Origin of the sequence: Richelia sinica FACHB-800 (assembly GCF_014698825.1) — a bacterium.
Lineage (GTDB): Bacteria > Cyanobacteriota > Cyanobacteriia > Cyanobacteriales > Nostocaceae > FACHB-800.
In genome coordinates, this window is sequence record NZ_JACJTT010000015.1 from 29,310 (window position 1) to 50,388 (window position 21,079).

Genomic DNA, 21,079 nt, shown 5'->3' on the forward strand with positions numbered 1-21,079 from the left:
ATGGCTATTTTTTATAAACAGAAACTTGAAACTGATCAAGACTCATCGTACCAAATATATTTTGAGTTTTTTGTAATTGAAAATTGGATGATAAAACTTGTTGAATTTTCTGCCTTTCTGTCTCTACGTCTGTCTCGTTTTTTAACCGAGACCATACTGGATCAAAACTATCTAACCAAATAATACGAGAATATTTTTTTGATTTTTGTTGTAAAACTTGTTCTAAGCTAGCCGCAAATTGAGCAGGGTGCTGGGATAATAGCATGGCAGAAGATTGAGGAGGAAGATAATAAGCTAAACGCAGAACATGACCCCAAGCTTTAGAGTTCATAGCAACGAGAGTAGGCTGATTTATATCCTGTGATATCAAATCTGCAACTGCATGAAAAACTGAACGATGGCGGAAACTAAAATCACCAACACTAATAGTTAAATACACTGCCAATATCATGGCAGCTACTCCATTCACCCACTTTTGAGGAACTACTTTTTCTACCCATAAGGATAGTAATAGTAAACAGCCGGGGATAATAATAATCATCGTCCGTCCCCACCCAAAACCCAAGGTAAACTTTTTAGAAATGATATCTACTAATAAGGCTAGTAATAAAGGTAAGAATCCTAAAATTAAAGCTATTCCTAAATTAGTTTTTTCACCTTTCTGCCAGAGTTTAATAGTGCACAATAATAGGATGAAAAACGTTAAGATACCGGTAATAGTAATGCTCAAAGTTGGTAAAACTGTTGCCCAATCTCCTACTAATAGATTAATACCTAATGTTTGTAGAAAATCTTGTCCATGTTGTAACGCAGGTAAAACAGCTTTCTTAGCTGTACTAAATCTATTCAAATCTGCATTACGAAGTTGGATAATGGTTCCTCGTAATAACCAAGGTGTGGTCAGTAAAATTCCACCACTTAGACGCAAACCATGTTGCCACCAATTATGTCTATCAAGGTAAATAATTAAAACTGCTAACACCAAAATCCAATAGGCATAAAGATAAAAAGTTAATAATCCAGCTGCAATGGATACTAAGAAAATACCATTCCAAATCAACAGGTGGTAACGACTATGAGAACTTTCTTGATCTCGTTGATGAATTAAATGGAGTAGGGCCCATGCACTGAGCGTAGCCCATAAAACCAGAGGTGCATACATCCGCACGTTGAGAGAATGGAATAAATAAAAGGGATTTAATGCTAAAAGGGCTGCGAGAAATATGCCTCCACGATGTCCTAAGATGGTTTTGCCTAAACCATAGGTACTGCCTATAGTTGCTATACTGATTAGTGCGTTTGCACTCCGCATAGCAGCTTCGCTGTTTCCGAATAACCGCAACCATAGATGTTGAGTTAAGAAAAATAATGGTGGATGGGGTTCTCCTCCCAGTAGACTGTTGAATAAATTTCTCACAGTGGTAATGACATCACCAATACCTGATTCTGGTGGTAATTTGAGTAGGGATATATATTCTGTAAGTACAACTGGTATATCACCTGGGGTACTGTAAGCACCTTTGTTACCAGTAGCTAGAAGTAGTGATAGAACTTCGTCGTACCAAAATTCTCTACTTCCCATGTTGAGGATACGTAATAATACACCAACAAATATGGCTATTGCAGCTAATTTTGGCAGAGAAAATAACTTTTTCCAATTGCTTTTAAGAAAAAAAGTGTTCATTGTTACAGCAGTGTTTCTGTGTACAGCAAGTGTTTTGGGTAATAATCTGTATTTTCCCTGGTATTGTATGTTTCTGACTTAATTTGATATCTTTTATTATTAAATTTTTGGTAAAGCCTGGAAATTTATTCTTGTTCTGTCACTCTTAGAACACATTACCATGTGAGACTAATTGCTGATCGAAATCGATATTCGCTCATTCCAATACTTGTAGGTTACGCTCAAAAAATAAAATCATTGAGGTTGGGTTGAGAAATGTATCGCTAAAAGATATCTCGGTGATTATTTCTACCAATTCCTCTTTTGACAACTACTTTAGTTGTTCTCTGTATTTCTCTGGTGGTAGGTTTTTGCTCAGGGAAGCGATACTTTACCAAATCTTCCCTTTTGTCAATTCCCTCCACCTAAATCCTGATGCTAACTCTACCTATTGAATCTGTTAGTTAAAATTTTTGTTGAATTTCTGTTTAGCTTGTTCGTAAATTTCAATGGTAATTGGAGATAGACCGTTCTCTTGAGCATAGGCTTCAATCTTTTTACGGGCAAAAGGACGAACAAAAAAAGGAATTTCTTTAAGTTTGGCTTCTGCTTGGGCAGTCCATTGAATGGGTTCGCTCATGAATTTCTCGCTTTTAATTTTGATGGTTGATTAATACCTTACAGATTTTTGTAGGTAATGATGCCTTAATGAAGATGGCTAGATCAATTCTAGACAAATTGAGAAGAAATCAGCTTCTGGAACCTAAATAATTAGTAACTTTGACTACTATCATGATTTTTTCAATTGTTCTAAATAGACGGCACAATATATCAAGATTTTGTTACAAGTTTGTTAAGAAAAGTTACATGGCTCTTAACAAAAGGAAATTTGTCTTATGGGAGTTTCACTAGAGAAGAATCGACCACATGAAGTTGTCATTGTGGGTGGTGGGTTTGGTGGACTGTATACGGCAAAGGCTCTTGCTAACACAAATGTAAATGTTACTCTGATTGATAAACGTAACTTTCACCTATTTCAACCGCTTTTATATCAAGTTGCCACAGGTACTTTATCACCTGCCGATATTTCTGCTCCCTTGCGATCTGTATTCAGCAAAAGCAAGAATACTAAAGTTTTGCTGGGAGAAGTAAGTGATATTGATCCCAAAACTCAACAAGTGGTGATGGGTGACCAAAGCATCTCTTACGATACATTAATTGTGGCTACAGGTGCTAATCACTCCTATTTTGGGAAGGATAACTGGCAAGAACTTGCACCTGGGTTGAAAACTGTGGAAGATGCCATAGAAATGCGTCGGCGGATATTTATGGCATTTGAAGCGGCAGAGAAAGAAACTGATCTGGAAAAACGCCGTGCGTTATTGACTTTCGTGATTGTGGGTGGTGGCCCCACTGGTGTAGAATTAGCTGGTGCGATCGCTGAATTGGCATACCAAACTCTCAAAGAAGATTTCCGCAACGTTGATACTTCTGAAGCGAAAATCTTGCTATTACAAGGTGGTAATCGCATTCTTCCCCACATTTCACCAGAGTTATCAGAAGAAGCAACTTCAGCCTTACAAAAATTGGGTGTGGTTATTCAAACTCAAACTAGAGTAACCAATATTGAAAATGACATCGTTACCTTCAAGAAAGGCGATGAAGTGCAAGAAGTTGCCTCAAAGACTATTTTGTGGGCAGCAGGTGTTCAAGGTTCTCCAATGGGCAGAATCCTGGCAGAACGTACAGGTGTAGAGTGCGATCGCTCTGGACGTGTGATCGTCGAACCAGACTTGAGTATCAAGGGCTATAATAACATTTTCGTGATTGGAGATTTAGCCAATTTCTCCCATCAAAATGGTAGTCCCTTACCTGGTGTTGCACCAGTAGCTAAACAAGAAGGTGAGTATGTAGCTAGACTGATTAAACTACGCCTTCAAGGTTCTACATTGTCCCAATTTAGCTACAATGATGTAGGCAGTTTGGCAATGATTGGCCAAAATTTAGCTGTGGTAGATTTAGGTTTCCTCAAACTCACAGGTTTCTTAGCTTGGGTATTTTGGCTAGTGATTCACATCTACTTCTTAATCGAGTTTGACACTAAATTAGTAGTGGTATTCCAGTGGGCATGGAACTATATCACTCGCAACCGTCGCTCTAGATTGATTACAGGGAAAGAAGCTTTTGTTAGTCCACAAACTATCAACGATAGTAATCCCTACAAGGCTACAGAAACTAGACGGACAGTCAATGTCTAAGACTATCTATTTTTAGCAGCTAATCCCAGTTGAAGACTAGTAATAGACCCGCTATTAATCTCAACACTTATTTACCTTAGTGTGAGACTAATGGCGGGTTTCGCTTATATTAGGGGACAGGGGACAGGGGACAGGGAACAGGTGACAGGGAACAGGGAAGAGTGTTAAAAGCTGTTGTTTATCTCAGTTTTAGCAATCTTCTAACCGCCTTGTTTACGGCTATATAATACAAGGATTAACAGTGTCAGAAACCTTCTCCTATTTAGGGTGAAGATTACTTGAAATGAGTATTGAAAATACACAAGCAATATTAACCTCTCACTCTGTAACAATCACAGATATCAAGGCAGCACAACAAAGGCTTTTGGGTATTGTTCACCATACACCAGTGATTACTTCTAGTAGTGTGAATGAACGCACTCAAAGCCAAGTTTTTTTTAAATGTGAAAATTTTCAACGTACAGGTGCATTTAAGTTTCGTGGTGCGTATAACGCCTTAACGCAATTATCAACAGAGCAGAAAAAAACAGGGGTGATAACTTATTCTTCCGGGAATCACGGTCAAGCGATCGCTCTAGGGGGAAAATTACTCAACATTCCCACAACTGTAGTTATGCCAGAAGATGCTCCCCCAGTCAAGCAAACTGCCACTCGTGCTTATGGTGCAGAGGTGATTTTATATAACCGTCAGACAACTAACCGGGAAGAACTCACCAAAGGTCTGGCCCATGAACGTCAATTAACCCTGATTCCACCCTACGACCATCCCCATGTGATAGCAGGACAAGGTACAACAGCCTTAGAACTAATTCAAGAAGTGGGAGAACTCGACCTGTTACTAGTGTGTTGTGGAGGTGGAGGACTAATTTCTGGTTGTGCAATTGCCACAAAAGCACTTTTACCTAATTGTCGAGTTATAGGTGTAGAACCAGAATTAGCTGATGATGCTACCCGTTCCTTTTACAGCAAAACTCTACAAACCGTCCACAACCCCAATACCATTGCTGATGGTGCGCGTACTCCCAGCTTGGGTAAAATCACATTTCCGCTGGTGCTGGAATACGTTGACGATATGGTGACTGTATCTGAGTCTGCCATCATTCGCACCATGTTATTTCTTTGGGAACGGTTGAAAATAGTCATTGAACCTACTGGAGTATTAGCCGCAGCAGCACTATTAGAGGGTGTAATCACTGCACCAGGAGCAAAGATTGGTGTAATTATCAGTGGAGGGAATGTAGACTTATCGCAAATTGGTGAATTATTGACTACGAGGTACTATAGCAGGTGACAGGTGACAGTTAACAGGTGACAGTTAACAGGTGACAGTGCTAAAAGCCTTTTTTGTCTAAGTTTTAGTGTTAGTTAATGTCCTAACGGCTCTGTCCATTGCTATAACGGCCACTTTAAGTAAAATCTCTTTTAATACGAGTCAATGTCTGTTGTAAACTTTTAGAGTGAATCCAACCGACAAAGCCGCCATAAATCATTTTGTCATGGCAATCTCCTAAAAACACATGGTCAACACCAGCAGGGTTTTTCCATGTTCTCACGACTGTTCTATCCCTGAGTGTCATGATCGGACGAGAACTCTTAAAATCTCTATGGTGTGCGGGAGTCATACCAGGGACATTCTCTAAAATAGCCATTACTTCTTTTGTGACATTTACTGTGTGAGTTTTTACTGTAGCTTTGAGCCGTTCTTTGAGATTCGGGTCAAACAGTAGTAAAAAATCAATTTCTTTAAGAAGTTTGGTATGTGGTTGAGTCTCTCGTCTCTGACTATAAATACTTATTAAAAAACCTTCCAGTATTAATTTCGCCAAAGCATCTGTAATCAAAGCTGTGAATACCAAAACAGCAATTCCCCCCAGCATTCCTACTGGCCCACCCAGAAAGGCTAAAGCCTTGGTCATCGCAACTGCACCTGTAAAACCTGTAGCTGCCATTGTTCCCACCAAGATGATGATAGGTAATCCCACAGCCGCAACTTTTCTGACGAGTTCATCCATAATCTTGTCACCTCAAGACAAGATTTATTATGATGTTTATTTTAACACATGCTATATGCTAAATGGCTTAATGATTTATCTATGAAATACCATAGTGTTAGCTTTCTAAATCAAGAAAATATAAATAATTCAGAGATGTTTGCACCAGATTTTTAATTATTGAAAAATTCAAAAATATACATTCAGAATGTACCTCTCAATGCTGCATAGGCTAGGGTGAGAATGATGGGGACAATAATCGGGATAACAACCATCAGCGCAGTTTTGCTCAACCGGATTTTTTGTCCATCAGCTTTCATGACAGCAATTACAGCAGCAGCTGCCATGACAATCCAAATTACTCCAAAGATTATAAAAATAACGAACGCTGAGTCATTCATGATTTCTCTCTGCGTCTAATCTTTCAGTAGGATCATAGCTTATCTTTAAAGTGTATAGGTGAATGCTTTTTGCACTATTTTCATGATAATTGTGCGCCATTGTGCTGTTAAAAGAAGATGAGAAACAAGGGCGCACAGGAGGAAATTTCAAAAAGGTGAATAATTAATTGAGAAGTATAGTCCATTTTCTTGGAGCGATCGCTTGTCTCCATCTACTGATACGAGGGGAATACCCCAATCTAATCGCGCTGATAAGCTGTCATTTTGCTTCCACAACAAGCCTAAACCTGTACCAACCAGAGTGCTGGGTGAGGGATTGGCAGCTTGATTATTCCACCCTGTACCAACATCTAGGAAGGGGGCCAATTGTAAAACTGCTCCCATTTTAGGGGCACGGAAAATTGGTAGTCGTAATTCCGCAGAGAATAACATACCGTTATCTGTGAGTAATGTGTCTTGGCGATAGCCCCGCACACTTAGCTGTCCACCCATACCAAATTGTTCTAAAGGTACTAGGGAATCTGGGGTGAGTTGGATGTCGCCTTTAGCTAAAAATAAGGTATCTGGTGCTAATTGTCTCACCCATTGAGCCTGTCCTCTCCAGCTAAAAAAGCGGCTGTCTGGTTCTGTTTGGCTGACATTGGCATCAAACCAATCTACACCAATACTAAATTGCGATCGCGCCGCAAATACATGTTGATTGCTGCGTTGAGTATATTCTTGAAATAAGCGCAAGGCAGAAACTCTGGTGTTTCCTTGGGCATCTGCACCTGGTGAGAGAGGATAGGGGCCAATATTATCAATGCCCAATTCTGTTTGGCTTTCTTGACGAGAGAACAACAAACCAACGGCTAACTCTTCGGTGGGTTTTTGAAATAGAGGTTGTCGATAGCCAATTTCGTAAGAAAGGGTGTTGGATTGAATATCTAGGACATTGAATGGTTCTTCAATGACTTTATTCCACCCTTGGTTATAACCAAACCAGATAGTACCGTTGCGGGCATTCACAGGCACTGTGTAATTGAGATTGACGGTATCACTACCATCTGTGTTGGCATAGCCAATGGTCAGACTATCGCCAAACCCTAATAAGTTGGCTTCTTGGAAATCCACTCCCCGACGAAAACTACCCACACTAGGAGAACGTCCATTATCTAGGGTGGCTGTAAATTTAAAGCTGTCTGCTTCTTCGATTTCGACTTGTAAGATATTGGTTCCGGGAGTCACACCTGCTTGTAATTCCGCTGATAAATTTTGAATGCGCGGATCGAGACGAATCATTTGCAGTCTTTCCAATAGACGCGGCACATTCAAGGGTTTACCTATACCTAGCAGGATGCGATCGCGAATATATGGTGTTTGTAGTCTCCTGTTGCCAGTAATCTTGACTTCCTGGAGAGTCCCTTCTACAACTTGTATTTTTACTGTTCCTGCTTCTACTGTCTGCGGTGTAATCAATGCCCCAGTGGTGACATAGCCATTATCTGTATAGAGTTTGGTAATGGCATCTCTCACTTCCAATAGTTCTGCAAAGGATAGTTCTCGGCCAGTGAAAGGTTTAGTAATTGCCGCAAATTGTTCTGCTGAGAACACCGTACTACCCACTACTTCAATGCGGTCTACCTGAAATTTGGCATTAGCATCATCTTCACCCACCGTTGGCTGTTCTGGTAGTTGGGGAGGAGGAAGTAACTGGTCTAGGTTGGATGGTTCGGGTAAAATTTCCGATGGTAAGGGTGTGTTGGGCAGATCCTGTAACCGATCTGGTGGTAAAGATTGGGGATTAGGTGTTTGGGCGATCGCTATTTGATTTTGACATAATGCTCCCGTCAGCACAAAGCCAAATGTGAAATATCTGGATTGCGAAATTAAATTCCTAAACATTTTTCTAAGACTAACTGAGACCTGAGTGAAATATTGGCTAGTTTGCTCATCAATCCATCCCAGAATGATGTATGACACATCAATACCCAAGACTATGCGGTCAAATCAATGTATTAGTGTAGTAACTAAAACAATGCTTAATTAGTGAGCATGTATAAACTATATTACGTTCTAACAATAAATAACCATGTTTATGGGCAATTTTTTCCAGCTTATGCGATCGTCAAAACCCTGCTAAACCTTGGAAATCAGCCCCGTATCAAAATTATGCCCTCTTTGGCATCGGATATAAACAAATGATCGCTAAAAAAAGATTTAAATTTTATTTGCGTAATTTTACTTAAAAAATTTAATATTTAGGATGCCATATAATTCATCTTTTCTAAATACCGTCATGATTCGCTGTGTAATTATTTACTTTTATCTCCTATTGTTTCCAGATTGCTGTTGGAAGAGACATGGTTGGTATTAGCCAAAAAGCTTATAAATTAACATTTTTGCGGTTTTTATGATTATCTACCGCAGAAAAATACCAATTAAATTGGTAAATAGTGGCAAACAATACAATTTCACCTCTCAATTTAAGTTTTGATAACTTCTAAGGACACAACAAAACTCAATTGTTTATCTGACAACACAGAAAATCATGATTACCGCAGAAAAATTAGTCCAGGAATTTAACGCTAGTATCAAAGAAACTCACCCCCACATCTGGAACTTACTCCGCCACTGTTATGTCAAAGCACTCAATCCTGTTTGGGTAAGACACTATGTAGCTGATTTTCACTATCTTGGTATTTATTGTCCTTCGGCAATTTTTGCTGATGTCTTAGCAGAAAAAGAGTTAATGCGAGAGGTAGCAAAAAGTTTAGGATTAACGGAAGTAATTTGTATTAATGCTACCAGTCTCTTGCATGATCCACTCTCAATTCTGAAGCAAGTTCATCCGCAATTATGGTTAGAATTAGTCTGGATTGTTACCCAAGAATAATCATCATCAGATAAATAATTTCTTGGGCTATAATTTCTGAGCAAGGACTTACAAAAGTATATGTATTTTTGTATCTTAATTGCTAAAGAAAATATGTGGAAAATAGCCATGCAGGAAATAACCACTATATAAACATTCGTATGGAGTGAACGGTTGTCAACTTCGACAGTCTCTAATCCTGACGTAACTCTAAATCCTAAGACCCTGCCTGAATGAATTTCTCTGCACTATTCATGGTACGTCAGTGTCTTGTTCTTTTGAATAAGGACGAAAGCCCATGACAAAACCATACCTATCTCCAGATGATTTGCCTTCTTATAAAACTACGCAAATCAGTGAATTATGGCTCAGTCAACTGGAAGAAGTCACTAAAAAAAGCTTTTACTTAGCTTGTGATAGTTTAGTTCGGATTGTGTTATCCAGTTGCCATTGGTATTTTAAAGTTAATAGCGGTATTCTTACCTTAATCATGGTCTGCCATGATATAGAAAGTTATCAGAATATCATGACAAGTGTCCCCTATTTTGCTGACAAATTAAAGCGTTTTGCCAATAAGGCTAAAATTAGTATTAGTGCCCCAGTTAATAATGGCATTCCTTGGGTCATGAATATCAATGAACCTTGGTATGGAGAAGAATCATCAAGTTAATTAGTCATTTTATTGAGGCAACAGAATTCAGATATCTCAACCTAGAAATGTTGGTCAACTTCGTTATAGCCACGGACAAGCCTGTCACCTGCTATAATTACTCCAATCTGACAACCATTATTCATTATTTTCTCTGAATTCTGTATCCTGACCATCTCTTAATTGGAATCCATTTCTGCTAACTCTAACCAGCGTTCCGTTGCTTGATCAATTGCTTGCCTGAGTGCTTCTACCTGCTCATACAATTTTTGCACTTGAGTATAGTTACCTGGTGCAACATTAGCCATCGCGGTTTCTGCTTGCAATTTCTCAGTTTCTAACTGGGCAATTTTACCTTCTAACTGTTCAAACTCCCGCTTTTCCCAATTTGATAACCTTTTGCGCTTTTTCGGTTCCGGTTCTGGTGTGGCTGATGTAGGTTTTTCTGGGGTGATAGATTTGGGTTTTTCTTTGGTATTTGTACTCTGTTGTGCTGCGACTTCTTCCGCTTTTTTATAATCTAAATAAACTGAATAGTTACCAGGATATTGTCGTAAATTTCCCCCTGGTTCTAAAGCAAAAATTGTATCAACTGTCCTATCTAAAAAGTAGCGGTCATGGGAAACTGTAATTACACAGCCAGAAAAGTCTTCTAAATATTCTTCTAGTACCGCTAATGTTTGTACATCTAAATCGTTGGTCGGTTCATCTAGGATCAGAACATTAGGCGCACTGATGAGAATTCGTAATAAAAATAACCGTCTTTTTTCTCCCCCTGATAATTTATAAATTGGTGCATATTGCTGATTACCAGGAAATAAAAATCGCTCCAACATTTGGGAAGCAGTAATTTTTGTCCCATCAGCGATTTTGACAAACTCCCCTTCTTCCTTAATGTAATCAATCACGCGCTGATTTTCGTTAACAGCACCTAGCAATTCTTCAGAATGCTGGTCAAAATAACCAATATGAATCGTACTACCAATATCCACACTGCCAGAATCAGGTTGAACTCTGCCAGTAATAATATCCATCAAGGTAGATTTACCTGCACCATTACCGCCAATAATCCCTATGCGGTCTTCTGGACTAAATTCATAGGTAAAATTGTTGATTAAAGTTCGGTCGTTGTAGGCTTTAGTAATATTATTTAATTCAATAACTTTTTTACCAATGCGGCGACTGACGGTGGAAATATCTACTTTACCTTGAACTTGTTTAAATTCAGTTTCCTGCATCGCTTGAATGCGGTCAATTCTGGCTTTTTGTTTGGTACTTCTAGCTTTAGGCCCACGTTTGAGCCATTCTAATTCTCGCCGCAAAACCCCTTGAAATTTCCTTTGGCTACTAGCTGCTGATTCTTCTGCTTCAGCCTTCTTTTCTAAGAAATAGGAATAGTTACCTGTATAGGTGTAAATATCACCTTGGTCTATTTCTAGAATTTTATTAGTAACTTTATCTAAAAAATAGCGGTCGTGGGTAATTAATAACAGTGCACCGCGATAGCGATTTAAATAACTTTGCAACCATTCTACAGACAGTGCATCAAGATGGTTGGTTGGCTCATCCATGAGTAATAAATCTGGTTCTGCTAGCAAGGCAGTTGCTAAGGCAATTCGTTTCCGATACCCACCAGATAAAGTGCCTACTTTTGCTTCAAAATCCGCAATTCCTAATTGACTGAGAATAATTTTGGCATTAGTTTCTAATTCCCATGCTCCAGTTGCATCCATTTTCTGCATCACCGCAGATAAACGAGACATTAACTGACTATCTTCTGGATGATGAGCTAATTTGTCTGATAACTCTTCATATTCTCGCACTAAGGACATATGCTCCCCAGAGTCAGCAAAGACTTGTTCTAAAACTGTGAGGTTTTCATCTATTTCTGGCTGCTGGGGTAAGTAGATAATTTTGGCGCTGGAGTTAACTAAAATTTGTCCACTATCAATTGGTTCTAGTCCAGCAATCATCTTTAATAAAGTTGATTTTCCAGAGCCATTAGTACCAATCAGACCAACTTTATCAGATGTATCTAAACTAAAACTGGCATCTCTAAAAATTTCTTTGATGCCAAAATCTTTATTAACTGACTGGAGTGTAATTATACTCATATTATTTGGTCGTTGGCCATTGCTGATTAATCATCTATGTTGCCCTCCGCTTTGCCTGGTGAGTAATTTTGCTAGACAAATAAGTCTAGGGGTAAATGTCCATACATTTCGTTAATTCCCCCTTCTTGATAACTCTGACAAGACACTAGCACTCCGCGATGATGTCCAGAATAGGAATCGATGTAACACAGTCCATTTTTACCGTTTAATTTGATGTAGACTGGCCCTTCTATTTCTGGTAAATTACTGGGTGCTTCATGGCCAAAGGCATGAGAATAGGTTTTCATGGCCATGATACCTTCTTGGGCTGTATCAGCACAAATTCCTAAAATCTGGTAATCGGTCAGACTAGTCATAAACAGTAAGGCTTCCCGAATCAATCCTTTCTCTGAAGCTTTGAGAGTTGGTGCGATATCGAGACAGTTGAATTTGTTGAGGACTTTTTTGGCTTCTGGGACTGTGAGACGGTGATGATTGGGAGTAGACATATATTCGCTTATTATTCGTCAGGGGTGATTACTACGGAGGAGAGACTTGGCCACATTACTAGTATTTTTGACGAAAATCAAGGTGAATTTGGCATATTCCTGGGGCTGTAAATGTTGGGTGTACTGCCTTTTGAGTTGTGACTAATCATGAGCATATTTAGCGTTTGCACCCACTATTTCTAGGTTTAATTGTTGGTGAGAGCAAAATGAATTGCTTTCCTTTCAGTTTCAGAATTGCTGCTCAGATATGTTTGAGCGGATGGTTTACCCTAGACGCGATTAATGTCTGCCTGGGCTGCTGATTCAACTTCTCATGATTACATAGACGGTTGTTTATGTCCTCGGTTCCAAGATTTATATTGGTGCAATTGCCATAGGGAATTGACAGGAGAAGTCGAGTCAACTTAGCCCGAATCTCACACGACTATCTCATATTTATAATTAAGCGATCGCTCTCCAACAGTATCATAGTTCTCTTTTAACTCTCTTTGTTCGGTAATCTCTGCCTCTACTATAGTATTTGCTGCCAATGGTGGGCTAAATTTGTGCATAAATTAGCACAAATCCATCCGAGGATAGTATCCTAATTAACTACATTTTGTGATAGTATGAACTGCAAGCAAATGTAAACTGTTGTGGCCAAAGTATTATCCTCTTCGCCCTTATCGAGAAGGCGCAAACATGTTGCCCACCCGCTCCAACGTCTGTTTGACTATGGACAACAGTATCGTCAACAAATTTGGTTGGCGACTTGTGCATCTATTCTCAATAAAGTCTTTGATTTAGCACCACCAGCCTTAATTGGCATTGCGGTGGATGTGGTAGTCAAACGACAAGATTCAATGATTGCTCAGTTGGGTATCAAGGATATTTATGGGCAGTTTGTCGTATTGTTTTTCCTCACCGTCATCACCTGGGTTTTAGAATCATTTTTTGAATATGTTTATAAACTGCTGTGGCGCAATTTAGGGCAAAACATTCAGCACAATTTACGTTTAGATGCCTACAACCATTTACAGAATTTAGAATTAGCTTATTTTGAAGAACGAAGCACCGGTGGGTTAATGTCTATTCTCAGTGATGATATTAACCAACTTGAGCGTTTTTTAGATGTGGGAGCTAATGATATTATCCAAGTCATCACAACGATTGTGGTGATTGGCAGTACATTTTTTATTGTTGCTCCCCAAGTGGCTTGGATGGCATTTTTACCCATGCCTTTTATTCTCTTTGGTTCTGTAGCATTCCAGAAATTTCTTGCGCCTCGTTATGCAGAAGTTAGAGAGAAAGTTGGTTTATTAAATAGCAGGTTATCTAATAATCTCAGTGGTATTACCACGATTAAAAGTTTTACAGCAGAAGAATATGAAACCAATCGCGTAGCCGATGAAAGTTCTGCTTATCGTCGCAGTAATGCTAAAGCAATTGCCCTATCTGCGGTGTATATTCCTTTAATTCGCATGTTTATTTTGGCAGCATTTACAGTGTTGTTACTGTTGGGAGGGATGGAAGCCGTTGCAGGAAGATTAGCAGTTGGTGCTTATAGTTCCTTAGTATTTTTAGTACAGCTTTTACTTTGGCCATTAACAAGATTAGGCGATACCTTCGATTTGTATCAAAGAGCCATGGCATCAACTAATCGAGTCATGGATTTATTAGATACTCCCATTGCTATCCATCCTGGCAATATCAATTTACCTGTGGAGATGGTGCGGGGTGGTGTGGAATTTCAAAATGTTAGTTTTAGTTATAAAGATAGACTAACAGTAATTAAAAATTTATCATTAGAAATTCCGGCTGGGAATACTGTAGCGATTGTTGGTTCTACAGGTTCAGGAAAAAGCACCCTAGTGAAACTGCTACTGCGCTTTTATGAAATTCAACAAGGGAAAATTACTTTAGATGGGATTGATTTACAAAAATTAGATTTGCGAGACTTACGTCGCTGTATAGGCTTAGTCAGTCAAGATGTATTTTTATTTCATGGCACAGTAGGAGAAAATATCGCCTATGGTACCTTTGATGCCAAACCAGAAGACATCATCATGGCAGCGAAAGTAGCAGAAGCCCATGAATTTATTATGCGCTTGCCCCAAGGTTATGAGACAATTGTGGGGGAGCGGGGGCAAAAGTTATCTGGTGGACAAAGACAACGGCTAGCGATCGCGCGCGCAGTGTTGAAAGACCCACCAATATTAATCTTGGATGAAGCGACCTCAGCCGTAGATAACGAAACAGAAGCAGCTATACAGCGTTCCCTAGAACGGATTACCGTCAATCGGACAACTATAGCGATCGCTCATCGTCTTTCCACCATCCGTGATGCTGATTGTATCTATGTGATGGAACATGGCAAATTAGTGGAATCAGGAACCCACGAACAACTACTAGAAAAAAATGGCATTTACTCCAACCTTTGGCGTGTACAGTCAGGTTTAAAATCATAACCACTAAATCAATTTCATTGGCATTTTTTACTGACAATTTTTTATTTTGAATCCCTTATGATGTTTGGCAGTTCTCAACCAGAAACCCAAGAAAACAAATGGCGAAGACAATTAGATAGATTCGTCAAAGAAAATCAACAAGAACTAGCCGCCCTATGTTGGGGATTATGGTTAGAGAACGGTCGAGAATTGGGAACCATTGGTATCAATTTACAACCCACACCCCATTTCGTTTACTGTCCCCAAACCGCCGTAGAAAATCTCAATGAAAAAGTTGAAAATCGCCTCCAAGAATTATTAGGAATTATTGATAATCATCAACCAGAAACAGAAGTAGTGATGATTGCTATTGGTAAAGGTGAAATTAAATTAATTCAATTTGCACCAGAACCACCACCACCAGTTTGTTTTGAGCAACTTAGTCAGGATGTAGATACTTTATTAACTTCTTTAGAACAGAAAATGAGTGCAACCTTAGCAGTTTAAACATTGATATCACTAATTTGATATTCTTTGTGTCTTTGCGTCTTGGCGCGAAAAAATATGGAATTTATTTAAAGCACGTAATATTATAAATTGTGTATTTAGGGTACGTAATATTTAGCAAAAATCACCAATTTTCATCTCAAACCCAGGAGTGATAATGGCTACTAAGAAAGATTAGCGATCGCTCGATTTAAAATCTGCGAAAACATCTCCCGTTCAGCAGGTGCAATCCCGCGCATCGTTTCCTCCCGCACATCCGCAGCGATGGGAGGTAGCACAGTTTCTAAATCTTTACCAGCTTGGGTTAACCAAATTCTCCAAATACGGCGATCGTGTGTGTCCCTTTCCCGTCGGACTAAACCCCGTTCTTCCATCCGATCTAACACACCCGTTAAAGTTCCTCCTACCTGCTGGAGTTTATCCCCAATACTAGATGTAGGTAAACCATCTTCTTGCCATAAACAGCATAACACTAGCCAGTGAAATGGAGTTAAACCTAGTGGTTCTAAGCGATCAGTAAACTTGCGTGTAATTAATTGGGATAGCAATTTAATTCTATAGCCCAAGTTGTAAGGAGCTAGAACTTGTTGCCAAGATTCTAATACTGGTGAAGACTCAGATTGAGTAACCATCGGTTAAAATATTTCGCATACGTAATATTATTTTAACTAATAGTTAACTCCTTGGCAAGATAAATTTCTCATCCCCTTATGGTAACACTTGAATGAGTTGATAGTCCCTCACTGTTCCTACTACCCGATGAGGTCGAGATAAATCCGGGAGTGGTTGTGTATATACCCAAGTATAGCTAGCACCTGGGATTTGAGAAATAGAGTTAACTCGTTTCAAAGCCTGAGGAGTATAAAAATAGATGAGAACAGAGTCTTTTCCTTCATTCTCTACAGCATAAATTTGATGATTACGAAGAATTTCTGCTATATCTGCACGCTGAAAAAATGTCCGCAAATCAGGGTTTAAATCACCTAATAATCCTAAGCTGCCAGCCGCTGCCAGAGAAAACCAACCAGTCATCAACCAAGCTGCTATCCAGTAATTTTTGGTGAGAAATTTCTGTTGGAAATTGACTCTACTTATCCATACTGCCAGAGGTAGTAAGCAAGCCAAACCTGTTATTAATCCTAGAATGGCATATTGACGAATGGCTACCATAGATAGAGATAAAATCACCAGTCCGGCAATGACAAAAATTATGCCTAAAATTCCCAAGGCATAGCTAAGATTACGAGGTAAATTCCACACATATTTTTTGGTTTGATTTAATGCAGTATGACTAGTGAATCTGTTTTGATACATACTTCCTAACCAATCCAATCCCAATGCAGCCCAAAAAGCAATCCAGGGATATAACCACAGACTGTAGTGAGAAAAACGACTAGAAAATATAGTTAAGGCAAAAAATAAAATACTTGGCGCGATTACCAATAGGAAATAGTGGCGATTGTGGGGACGACGAATTAATAAAACTAGTCCAATAATTGCCAGAAAAAACCAAGGAAAGGACTTTAAAGGAAGATTCCACAAATAAAATGAAATGTCAGTATTATTATGTCTTTCTACACCTATCCTAATCACAAAACCTAGCAACTGACCAACGCTATCAGAACCATAACGTAACCAGTTAAAATATAACCAAATGCCTGTGGGAATTAAACCAATTAAGAATCCCAAATAAATCATAGGGTTGGTTGAATGCCGATGCCGTCGCTGTTGCCAAATTAAGTAAGGGAATAAAGCCAGGACAGGCAGAAAAATCATAAAACTTCTAATCAAGAATCCCAACCCTATACTCAATCCGGCAATAAAGGCTAATACGTGCTTATTTTGGGGATATATTTCTGCTTTGAGTAATGCTAAAATCCCGCCAAATATTAATAACATTGTCGCCATGTCTGGTGTTGATAAGCGACAATATTGCAACCAAAGATACTCTACATATAAAATTGCTACAGATAGATAAGCCAATCTTGGATTTAAGATGATTTTGCCGATTTCATAAATAATAAAAATGCAGCCAATGCCAGCAAGAAAGGCAGGTAATCTAGCAACACTATCACTCACACCAAACAGATGAAAAAAAATAGCTAGCAGCCAATAAAAACCTGGTGTTTTATGATGGGCTTGTCCCCAAGGTGCTATCCAGTCACCAGACTCAAACATTTCCCGCGATCGCCACCCATAGAGTCCTTCATCGTGAGCCATCAAACTCGTCTCACCAGAACTAAATAGTAATAAAGGTAGTATCCAAATTAACAAACTACATTGAGGAAATTTTTGCAGAAAGGAGATGATTTGGTGAATAGGTGTAATGAATCGATATTTAGACAACATTATATAAATGAGAATTGCAAATAAATGTCTGAGAAATTTAGCGAAACCCTTAGGTAAAATGAATGTAGGTTAGTATACAAAAAAAAGACGCTTCTTGCTAGCCACAATTTAGTCCTATAATTTACCTGAACCACAATTTATGCTGCTTCGTCCCGATCAACGGCTTAAGTTAGATGACTCAGACGACAAATTATTTTATGCTTATCCACGTTTTGTCACCCATGTCGATGTAGGTTTTATTCAACAATTAACAGATTTATATCGTCAGTTACTGAAACCAGACACTCGGATATTAGACATGATGAGTAGTTGGGTTTCCCATCTTCCTCCAGAGATAAATTTTGCTCATGTAGAAGGACATGGACTCAATGATGAAGAATTAGCACGCAACCCACGTTTAAATCATTATTTTGTCCAAGACATCAATGCTAACCCCCAGCTACCTTTATCTGATCAAAGTTTCGATGCAGTGATCAATTGTGTTTCCGTACAGTATATACAATATCCAGAAGCAGTATTTGCAGAAGTGCATCGCATCTTAAAACCTGGGGGGATAGCTATTTTCAGTTTTTCTAATCGGATGTTTTTTCACAAAGCGATTCAGGCTTGGCGGGATAGTTCGGAAGCTGCCAGAGTAGAATTAGTGAAACGTTATTTTGCTTCAGTATCGGGATTTAGTACCCCTAAGGTGATTGCTAATCAGCCAAGCGCACCAGTTTTTTTACAATGGTTGGGTGTACCCGGAGGAGATCCCTTTTATGCCGTGATGGCTGAACGCGCAGCTACCAATAATGATCAAAAGGTAAATTTTTAGGGCTGATGGTTACCATAGAGCAGATAATTGCCTCAAAGCTTTAAGTGTATAGGAGAAAGCAAACGTGTTTTTAACTCGTGGGCGAAAAATGGTAGCTGCTATGCTACTTTCCGTGTTACTACTGACAACAGCTTGTTCTACAAAAGCACCTAGTCGATTTGATCAAGCACAACAAGAAAGTAGTAGACAAACTAGTGGTCAAGCCGTTGCTAAAAATGCGACTCAAGGTAGCAAATTAAACAAATTCTTCCCTGATGAGGGAGATGGCTATGACCGAGTTTACGTACAAGAGAAAAAAGGTTTTTCAGAAGCGAATTTGAAAAAAGATGGCAAAGTGGTGGCCCAACTGGCAATTTCTGATACTACTAGCACCCCAGGAGTAGCGTCAAAATATGCCAACAGCACTGAGAAAATTGGTGGTTATCCATCTGTGACTACTGGTAAAACGCAGACATCTGTTTTAGTTGGCAAATATCAAGTCAAGGCTATTTCTAAAGATCCCACATTTACAGCCAGCGATCGCGCTACTTGGTTAGAAAAGTTTGACCTCAGTGGTCTAGGGAAATTGAAATAACATCTATCGCCAATATTAATTAAAACTCAAGTTAGGAGATTTTTGTGAGCAAACCGATTTTCGAGTTAGTTGACCAACTACCTACTAGTGGTCTAACGATTTCTTTATTAAATGCTTTAGATTTTATTGCTCCGGGGGAATGGCAAAATACAGTTGGTTTTGTCAATACCATTAAAACCGTTACTGGTGAAACCGACGAAAGTTTAATTCAACAAATTGGTGATAGAGCAGTTTATTTATTTAACGATCGCTCTCAAGGATACCAGACAGCATTGTGGCTTTATCAAACCGTTGATGGTACAGATAAAGCTCTAGGTGCAGCAGCTTTGGCTAACAAGGTGGGTGAATCTATTCCTCTGTTTGGTTTCTTAAACTCCATCACTCCCAAACCAGACAAAGCACAAACCATCGATTTAACATTAAAAATTGTGGCGGAATTAATCGCCTTTTGTCAAATTAATGGTATTCCTGGTGATAGCATTGGGGATTTTGTGGGCGCTTTGGGTGAATATGGAGGTGAGTCCCTCATCCGCATGGTGGCTTTAGTCTGCGTTGATGGTGTACTTCCCCTTGGCCCTGATTTCATCACCAAATCATTAAGTTTACTCAGTCAGATGAATCCCCAAGAGTTAGACCAAAACCCGACTTTCCGAACCATTAAAGATACCATTCCTGGTAGTAGCACAGGTGGCAAATTAGACTTTCTGGGTCAAAGTGTAGACTCGGTGAAAGGTTGGATGAATGGTATTGTTGCAGCCAATGCCTTAACAGCGCAAAATGTCCTTGGTCACTTAAAAGGATTTTTAGATTTCGCTGACGATAAATTAGATTATGTCGCAGCTTTCTTAGATGTGTCTACCAATTACTATGAACACACCGGGACACAAACTTTAGCTAGACGCTTAATTGAAAGAGCCGTAGCAGAAATTTAAGATTGGCTGATTGGTCAGGTAGTCAGTTGGTGATGATTTTTGATTCATACTGACTACTGAACTGAATATCTATCAAGGTTGCTATATTGGGTTTTTCTTAATCCGATATAGACTTTTATGTCTTGGTTGAAAACCCTACCTGCTGCTATCATCGCTTGTTACTGTACCATGTTCGCTCCCCAAGCGATCGCACAAACCGTTGACAAGGATGTATCTCGATTCATCTCTGGTGGTGGGACAGCAATTTATTTAGGCGCTGGTACACTTTTACCCCTATTCACAGATGGTAAACAAGGGGTACAGCGTTCTCTCCGCACATTCGACTCCCTCGGAACCAGCACCTTACTTTGTATTAGCTTAAAAGAAATTACCGATGTCCAAAGACCAGACTCAGACTCCCGTGATAGTTTCCCTAGTTGTCATGCTACAGCAGCCTTCGCTGTTGCAACTATGCAGAGCCACTATCACCCAGAGTCTGCTATCCTGTGGTATTCTGGCGCGACACTGATTTCTTATTCCCGACTTAATCTCAATCGTCATCGTCTGGCCGAAGTTTTAGCAGGAGCCGCTTTAGGATATCTCACTGCTAAATTAGAGTTAAGTCAAAAGCATGGATTAATACTATTTCCGCTAATTAGCAGTGGTAGTTCGGGTGAATCCATTGTTGGGATGCAGATAGTAGGCTCTTTTTAAACTACTCTGTCAGAACCAAGCTGTGATTATCTCTTGAAGCGAGAACGTTGTTGACGACGCTGCTTGTGTCTGGCTACAGCTTTCCGCTTTTCTTTTTCTAAAGGTGTTTCAAAGTGGCGTTTTTTCCGCATATCTTGAAAAATGCCCGCCTTAGAAACTTCCCGTTTAAATCTTCTTAGCGCTGACTCTATCCCTTCATTCTCCCCCAATACTACTTGCGTCATTCGGATTCCTCCTTTCCTGGATGAGTTGTTGCGTGTAAGTACAGTTGTTATGCGGTAGCTTTCCCTCCGATGAGAGTGATATTTTCATTACCGCCAATCTGCACTAGGGATAAAATAAAATGTCCAGCAGCATTCAGCCAAA

21 protein-coding genes are annotated in these 21,079 nt (G+C 39.4%); 10 read left to right on the forward strand and 11 right to left on the reverse strand.

Features of this window, described 5'->3' with window-relative positions; translation table 11 throughout:
* Positions 1-4 precede the first annotated feature (4 nt).
* Both H6G73_RS12480 and H6G73_RS12485 read right to left on the reverse strand, forming a co-directional pair.
* Positions 5-1,684: a glycosyltransferase family 39 protein gene (locus H6G73_RS12480; protein ID WP_190604830.1), complete on the reverse strand. Its 1,680-nt coding sequence runs from the start codon at positions 1,682-1,684 to the stop codon at positions 5-7.
* 439 nt (positions 1,685-2,123) lie between these two features.
* Positions 2,124-2,303, reverse strand: a complete 180-nt coding sequence (locus H6G73_RS12485; protein WP_190604831.1) for a PCP reductase family protein — start codon at positions 2,301-2,303, stop codon at positions 2,124-2,126.
* Positions 2,304-2,559: 256 nt separating this feature from the next.
* Here H6G73_RS12485 and H6G73_RS12490 point away from each other — a divergent pair, with 256 nt between their 5' ends.
* Together H6G73_RS12490 and H6G73_RS12495 are read left to right on the forward strand one after the other, a co-directional pair.
* Complete coding sequence (locus H6G73_RS12490; protein ID WP_190604833.1) at positions 2,560-3,921, forward strand: NAD(P)/FAD-dependent oxidoreductase; 1,362 nt, start codon at positions 2,560-2,562, stop codon at positions 3,919-3,921.
* A gap of 283 nt (positions 3,922-4,204) precedes the next feature.
* Positions 4,205-5,212, forward strand: a complete 1,008-nt coding sequence (locus tag H6G73_RS12495) for a threo-3-hydroxy-L-aspartate ammonia-lyase (protein WP_199317716.1) — start codon at positions 4,205-4,207, stop codon at positions 5,210-5,212.
* Positions 5,213-5,327: 115 nt separating this feature from the next.
* On the opposite strand, the gene H6G73_RS12500 is transcribed toward H6G73_RS12495, so the two are convergent.
* From H6G73_RS12500 to H6G73_RS12510, 3 genes are all read right to left on the reverse strand, one after another.
* Positions 5,328-5,933, reverse strand: a complete 606-nt coding sequence (locus tag H6G73_RS12500) for a hypothetical protein (RefSeq protein ID WP_190604834.1) — start codon at positions 5,931-5,933, stop codon at positions 5,328-5,330.
* Between the two features lie 182 nt (positions 5,934-6,115).
* A complete protein-coding gene (locus H6G73_RS12505) occupies positions 6,116-6,313 on the reverse strand; it encodes a hypothetical protein (RefSeq protein WP_190604836.1) in 198 nt (65 codons plus the stop codon).
* A gap of 147 nt (positions 6,314-6,460) precedes the next feature.
* Positions 6,461-8,197, reverse strand: a complete 1,737-nt coding sequence (locus H6G73_RS12510) for a ShlB/FhaC/HecB family hemolysin secretion/activation protein (RefSeq protein ID WP_190604838.1) — start codon at positions 8,195-8,197, stop codon at positions 6,461-6,463.
* Between the two features lie 646 nt (positions 8,198-8,843).
* On the opposite strand from H6G73_RS12510, the gene H6G73_RS12515 reads away from it, so the two are divergent.
* Together H6G73_RS12515 and H6G73_RS12520 are read left to right on the forward strand one after the other, a co-directional pair.
* Entirely contained in the window at positions 8,844-9,188 is a 345-nt protein-coding gene (locus H6G73_RS12515) for a hypothetical protein (RefSeq protein WP_190604840.1), read from the forward strand.
* A 277-nt stretch (positions 9,189-9,465) separates the two neighbouring features.
* Entirely contained in the window at positions 9,466-9,837 is a 372-nt protein-coding gene (locus H6G73_RS12520) for a hypothetical protein (RefSeq protein ID WP_190604842.1), read from the forward strand.
* A gap of 158 nt (positions 9,838-9,995) precedes the next feature.
* Here the strand turns inward: H6G73_RS12520 and H6G73_RS12525 are convergent, their stop codons facing one another.
* The 3 genes from H6G73_RS12525 to H6G73_RS24825 form a co-directional block, all read right to left on the reverse strand.
* A complete protein-coding gene (locus tag H6G73_RS12525) occupies positions 9,996-11,930 on the reverse strand; it encodes an ABC-F family ATP-binding cassette domain-containing protein (RefSeq protein WP_190604844.1) in 1,935 nt (644 codons plus the stop codon).
* A 71-nt stretch (positions 11,931-12,001) separates the two neighbouring features.
* Positions 12,002-12,418: a DUF1824 family protein gene (locus tag H6G73_RS12530; RefSeq protein WP_190604846.1), complete on the reverse strand. Its 417-nt coding sequence runs from the start codon at positions 12,416-12,418 to the stop codon at positions 12,002-12,004.
* Between the two features lie 416 nt (positions 12,419-12,834).
* Positions 12,835-12,969 (reverse strand): hypothetical protein, encoded by a 135-nt coding sequence (locus tag H6G73_RS24825; RefSeq protein ID WP_256443784.1) that lies wholly within the window; start codon positions 12,967-12,969, stop codon positions 12,835-12,837.
* Between the two features lie 84 nt (positions 12,970-13,053).
* Between H6G73_RS24825 and H6G73_RS12535 the strand changes: the two genes are divergently transcribed.
* Together H6G73_RS12535 and ccmS are read left to right on the forward strand one after the other, a co-directional pair.
* A complete protein-coding gene (locus H6G73_RS12535) occupies positions 13,054-14,865 on the forward strand; it encodes an ABC transporter ATP-binding protein (RefSeq protein ID WP_190604847.1) in 1,812 nt (603 codons plus the stop codon).
* Between the two features lie 57 nt (positions 14,866-14,922).
* Positions 14,923-15,351, forward strand: a complete 429-nt coding sequence (gene ccmS / locus H6G73_RS12540; protein WP_190604849.1) for a beta-carboxysome assembly chaperone CcmS — start codon at positions 14,923-14,925, stop codon at positions 15,349-15,351.
* A 164-nt stretch (positions 15,352-15,515) separates the two neighbouring features.
* Here the strand turns inward: ccmS and H6G73_RS12545 are convergent, their stop codons facing one another.
* Complete coding sequence (locus H6G73_RS12545) at positions 15,516-15,983, reverse strand: MarR family winged helix-turn-helix transcriptional regulator (RefSeq protein ID WP_190604851.1); 468 nt, start codon at positions 15,981-15,983, stop codon at positions 15,516-15,518.
* Positions 15,984-16,059: 76 nt separating this feature from the next.
* Positions 16,060-17,700: an ArnT family glycosyltransferase gene (locus tag H6G73_RS12550; protein ID WP_190604853.1), complete on the reverse strand. Its 1,641-nt coding sequence runs from the start codon at positions 17,698-17,700 to the stop codon at positions 16,060-16,062.
* Between the two features lie 139 nt (positions 17,701-17,839).
* Here H6G73_RS12550 and H6G73_RS12555 point away from each other — a divergent pair, with 139 nt between their 5' ends.
* The 4 genes from H6G73_RS12555 (at position 17,840) to H6G73_RS12570 (ending at position 20,713) form a co-directional block, all read left to right on the forward strand.
* Entirely contained in the window at positions 17,840-18,514 is a 675-nt protein-coding gene (locus tag H6G73_RS12555; protein WP_190604855.1) for a class I SAM-dependent methyltransferase, read from the forward strand.
* Between the two features lie 64 nt (positions 18,515-18,578).
* Complete coding sequence (locus H6G73_RS12560; RefSeq protein ID WP_190604857.1) at positions 18,579-19,088, forward strand: hypothetical protein; 510 nt, start codon at positions 18,579-18,581, stop codon at positions 19,086-19,088.
* A gap of 44 nt (positions 19,089-19,132) precedes the next feature.
* Positions 19,133-20,020, forward strand: a complete 888-nt coding sequence (locus H6G73_RS12565; protein WP_190604860.1) for a hypothetical protein — start codon at positions 19,133-19,135, stop codon at positions 20,018-20,020.
* Positions 20,021-20,137: 117 nt separating this feature from the next.
* A complete protein-coding gene (locus H6G73_RS12570; protein ID WP_190604862.1) occupies positions 20,138-20,713 on the forward strand; it encodes a phosphatase PAP2 family protein in 576 nt (191 codons plus the stop codon).
* A 26-nt stretch (positions 20,714-20,739) separates the two neighbouring features.
* Here H6G73_RS12570 and rpsU read toward each other — a convergent pair whose 3' ends face one another.
* Complete coding sequence (gene rpsU, locus H6G73_RS12575) at positions 20,740-20,937, reverse strand: 30S ribosomal protein S21 (RefSeq protein WP_190604864.1); 198 nt, start codon at positions 20,935-20,937, stop codon at positions 20,740-20,742.
* Between the last annotated feature and the right edge of the window lie 142 nt (positions 20,938-21,079).

What these genes read in the sequence shown, in the direction of transcription:
- H6G73_RS12480 (WP_190604830.1), bottom strand. Translation starts at nt 1,684, where the DNA reads ATGAACACTTTTTTTCTTAAAAGCAATTGGAAAAAGTTATTTTCTCTG.
- H6G73_RS12485 (WP_190604831.1), bottom strand. Translation starts at nt 2,303, where the DNA reads ATGAGCGAACCCATTCAATGGACTGCCCAAGCAGAAGCCAAACTTAAA.
- H6G73_RS12490 (WP_190604833.1), top strand. Translation starts at nt 2,560, where the DNA reads ATGGGAGTTTCACTAGAGAAGAATCGACCACATGAAGTTGTCATTGTG.
- H6G73_RS12495 (WP_199317716.1), top strand. Translation starts at nt 4,205, where the DNA reads ATGAGTATTGAAAATACACAAGCAATATTAACCTCTCACTCTGTAACA.
- H6G73_RS12500 (WP_190604834.1), bottom strand. Translation starts at nt 5,933, where the DNA reads ATGGATGAACTCGTCAGAAAAGTTGCGGCTGTGGGATTACCTATCATC.
- H6G73_RS12505 (WP_190604836.1), bottom strand. Translation starts at nt 6,313, where the DNA reads ATGAATGACTCAGCGTTCGTTATTTTTATAATCTTTGGAGTAATTTGG.
- H6G73_RS12510 (WP_190604838.1), bottom strand. Translation starts at nt 8,197, where the DNA reads ATGTTTAGGAATTTAATTTCGCAATCCAGATATTTCACATTTGGCTTT.
- H6G73_RS12515 (WP_190604840.1), top strand. Translation starts at nt 8,844, where the DNA reads ATGATTACCGCAGAAAAATTAGTCCAGGAATTTAACGCTAGTATCAAA.
- H6G73_RS12520 (WP_190604842.1), top strand. Translation starts at nt 9,466, where the DNA reads ATGACAAAACCATACCTATCTCCAGATGATTTGCCTTCTTATAAAACT.
- H6G73_RS12525 (WP_190604844.1), bottom strand. Translation starts at nt 11,930, where the DNA reads ATGAGTATAATTACACTCCAGTCAGTTAATAAAGATTTTGGCATCAAA.
- H6G73_RS12530 (WP_190604846.1), bottom strand. Translation starts at nt 12,418, where the DNA reads ATGTCTACTCCCAATCATCACCGTCTCACAGTCCCAGAAGCCAAAAAA.
- H6G73_RS24825 (WP_256443784.1), bottom strand. Translation starts at nt 12,969, where the DNA reads ATGCACAAATTTAGCCCACCATTGGCAGCAAATACTATAGTAGAGGCA.
- ccmS (WP_190604849.1), top strand. Translation starts at nt 14,923, where the DNA reads ATGATGTTTGGCAGTTCTCAACCAGAAACCCAAGAAAACAAATGGCGA.
- H6G73_RS12545 (WP_190604851.1), bottom strand. Translation starts at nt 15,983, where the DNA reads ATGGTTACTCAATCTGAGTCTTCACCAGTATTAGAATCTTGGCAACAA.
- H6G73_RS12550 (WP_190604853.1), bottom strand. Translation starts at nt 17,700, where the DNA reads ATGTTGTCTAAATATCGATTCATTACACCTATTCACCAAATCATCTCC.
- H6G73_RS12555 (WP_190604855.1), top strand. Translation starts at nt 17,840, where the DNA reads ATGCTGCTTCGTCCCGATCAACGGCTTAAGTTAGATGACTCAGACGAC.
- H6G73_RS12570 (WP_190604862.1), top strand. Translation starts at nt 20,138, where the DNA reads ATGTCTTGGTTGAAAACCCTACCTGCTGCTATCATCGCTTGTTACTGT.
- rpsU (WP_190604864.1), bottom strand. Translation starts at nt 20,937, where the DNA reads ATGACGCAAGTAGTATTGGGGGAGAATGAAGGGATAGAGTCAGCGCTA.